Source organism: Nonomuraea sp. NPDC049141, from assembly GCF_040648415.1.
In the GTDB taxonomy this organism is placed as follows: domain Bacteria; phylum Actinomycetota; class Actinomycetes; order Streptosporangiales; family Streptosporangiaceae; genus Nonomuraea.
This window is the reverse complement of the sequence record NZ_JBEZDR010000113.1, coordinates 1-2,761: the sequence shown is the minus strand read 5'-3', so window position 1 is coordinate 2,761 and position 2,761 is coordinate 1. Positions and strand designations below refer to the sequence as shown.

The window sequence follows — 2,761 nt, the reverse complement described above, 5'->3', positions numbered from 1 at the left end:
ATGAGTGGGACGAGTGACGGCCGGGCCCCTGCGCGCCCGCCTCGCCACCCCCTAGGCGGGGGCGGCGAGGTCGGGCGGGCCAGGGGTCGGCGGTCGTCGACGCTCAGGTGCCGGTAGGGGTACGGGAGCCGGTGCCGGCCGTGCCGCGGGTCGCGACGAGGCTCCAGCCGATGGAGACGGCGAGGGTGGCGACGATGACGCCGAGGGTCAGCGGGATGGGGAGCTTGCCCACCGGGGTCTCGGAGAGGACGAGCTTGACGCCGGCGAAGGCCAGCAGGAACGCCAGCCCGTAGTGCAGGTGCACGAAGCGGCGCAGCAGCCCGGCGAGGCAGAAGTAGAGGCTGCGCAGGCCGAGGACGGCGAAGGCGTTGGCGGTCCAGACGATGAACGTGCTCGTGGTGATCGCGAGGATCGCGGCCACGGAGTCGATGGCGAAGATCAGGTCGGTGGCCTCGACGGCGACGAGGACGATGAACAGCAGCGTCGCCGTACGCCGGCCGTCGATGCGGGTGAAGAACCTGCTCCCGTGGTAGCGGGCGTCGGTGGGGACGATCCGGCGGACGAGGCGGACCACGAGGTTCCGGTCGGGCTGCGTCTCGGCGTCGTGCCGGAAGGCCATCTTCCAGCCGGTCCAGACCAGGAAGGCGCCGAAGACGTACGCGGTCCAGAAGAACGTCTCGAGCAGTCCCGCGCCGAGGAGGATGAAGACGAAACGGAACAGCAGTGCGCCGACGACCCCCCAGAACAGCACCTTGTGCTGGTAGGCGGCCGGCACCGCGAAGTAGCTGAAGACCAGGGCGAACACGAAGACGTTGTCGACCGACAGGGCCTTCTCGATGAGGTAGCCCGCGAAGTAGGCGCCGGCGGCCTCGTCGCCCTGCCACAGCCAGAGCAGGACGCCGAAGGCGAGGCCGGCGGCGATCCAGATCGCCGACCAGGTGGCCGCCTCGCGCAGGCCGATGACGTGGTCGTCGCGGTGCAGCAGCAGGTCGACCGCCAGCATGGCGGCGATCGCGGCGGTGAGGGCCAGCCAGGCCCACCAGGGTACGGACATCGGGGCTCCCTTTGACCGGGCCGGCGCCGGGGCGCCGGCGTGCTGGCCGAAGGTCTCCCCGGACCGCCGGTGCGGCGGTCCGCGCGACCGGGACCCGGGTGGGTCCGTACTGACGGCCGGCGCGTCCGGTGGCGGGTACTCCCCCTCGAACTACGGTTCATTATTCACGAAATGTGGTTCGTCTGTCCAGTGTCCAGCCGCGCGGTCCGACCCCCGAAGTCTGGCGTTTCTGGGGATGCGGTGTGTCGGGGGTGGCCGATAGCGTGTCAGGTTCGAGGGGCGGTCGGTCGTGCGACCGCGTCGGGTCTGGGGAGGGCCGTCATGAGGTTGCCGCGTTCGGCCGCCGGATGGACGATCGCGGTCTTCGGCGTGTTGGCCCTGCTCATGGGGGCGGTCGGGCTGCTCTGGCCCGAGGCGCTGCTGCGCCTGCTCGGCCTCGAGGTGCCGGCGACGCGCGCCGTGGGCGACCACACCGGCACCTTCCTGACGGCCTCCTCGATGGCCTCGTTCAACATGGGGGTCTACTACCTGCTCGCCACCGCCACCGAGTGGCGCCCGTTCTTCCGCTTCACCGTGCTGTTCCGGCTGGTCACGTTCACGGTGTTCAGCATCGCGGTGCTGGCCGACGTCGCCCCCGGGCGGTTCTTCGGGGTGGCGCTCTGGGAGGGCCTCGGCGCGGCGGCGACCGCCGTCGGGCTCTGGTGGGACGACCGTCGCGCGGGCCCCGGGGCGGTGGGGCTCGGGCGTGATTCCGCCGTCGGTGCCGTGCCGTCCGCCGATGCGGCTCACTGAGCCGCCGGTCCGATTGGGTATTTTCAGAGCCGTGACCGAGACCTCGCCCGGTGCCCTGCCGGTGCCCATCGTGCCCGGTCTGACCGATCTGCGCGTGTTTGCCCGAGGAGGCTACGCGACGATCTACAAGGCGACCCAGATCTCGGTGGGGCGCGAGGTCGCGGTCAAGGTGGAGAACCGCACGCTCGACAGCGAGCACGACCAGGCGCGCTTCCTGCGCGAGGCGCGGGCCGCCGGGCGCATGTCGTCGCACCCGCACGTGGTCGACCTCTTCGACGTGGGGGTCACGGTCGACCAGCACCCCTACCTGATCATGGAACTCTGCGACGGCTCGTACGCCGAGCGGATGCGGACCTCGCCGCTCGGGCCGGCCGAGGCGCGCGACCTCGGCGTCAAGATCGCCGACGCGATCGCCCACTCGCACGCCGCCGGGGTGCTGCACCGCGACGTCAAGCCGGCGAACATCCTCCACTCGCACTTCAACTCGGCGGTGCTGGCCGACTTCGGGCTGGCGGTCGTGGCCGAGATGCGTGACGCCTCGGTCGCCCTGGAGGTGCTCACCCCGGCCTACGCGCCGCCGGAGATGTTCAACCACAGCCCGCCGTCGCCCGCCGTCGACGTCTACGCCCTCTGCGCCACCCTCTACGCGGTCATGCACGGCCGGCCGCCACGCTGGCAGTCCGAGCGCAACCCGAGCCTGATCACGGTGCTGGAGATGTTCCACCAGCCGGTCCCCGGCCTGCCCGGCGTGCCGCCCGAGATGATCGACGTGCTCCGGGCGGGGATGTCCAACGACCCCGGCGAGCGTCCCTCGGCCGTCGAGTTGCGTGACCTGCTGGCCGGCCTGCCGCTCGGCCCGGCCGGCTCCCCGGTGGGCGGCACGGGCGTGCCCGGGCCGGTCGGCGGCGGGCCCGG

At 72.0% G+C, this 2,761-nt stretch carries 3 protein-coding genes; 2 read left to right on the top strand and 1 reads right to left on the bottom strand.

What is annotated here, in order from left to right:
• Positions 1-103: 103 nt before the first annotated feature.
• The gene (locus AB0B91_RS64845) at positions 104-1,054 is read right to left on the bottom strand and encodes a TerC family protein (RefSeq protein WP_089003048.1); all 951 of its coding nucleotides are present in this window, start codon (positions 1,052-1,054) and stop codon (positions 104-106) included.
• Between the two features lie 321 nt (positions 1,055-1,375).
• On the opposite strand from AB0B91_RS64845, the gene AB0B91_RS64840 reads away from it, so the two are divergent.
• Together AB0B91_RS64840 and AB0B91_RS64835 are read left to right on the top strand one after the other, a co-directional pair.
• Positions 1,376-1,846 carry a hypothetical protein gene (locus tag AB0B91_RS64840; protein WP_089003049.1) on the top strand — a complete coding sequence of 157 codons (471 nt, stop codon included), beginning with the start codon at positions 1,376-1,378 and terminating at the stop codon, positions 1,844-1,846.
• A gap of 31 nt (positions 1,847-1,877) precedes the next feature.
• A partial coding sequence (locus AB0B91_RS64835; protein ID WP_358342962.1) for a serine/threonine-protein kinase occupies positions 1,878-2,761 on the top strand: 884 nt, incomplete at its 3' end.

Bases quoted from the DNA above. Each gene is read 5' to 3' on its own strand.
- AB0B91_RS64845 (WP_089003048.1), bottom strand. From the start codon at position 1,054: ATGTCCGTACCCTGGTGGGCCTGGCTGGCCCTCACCGCCGCGATCGCC.
- AB0B91_RS64840 (WP_089003049.1), top strand. From the start codon at position 1,376: ATGAGGTTGCCGCGTTCGGCCGCCGGATGGACGATCGCGGTCTTCGGC.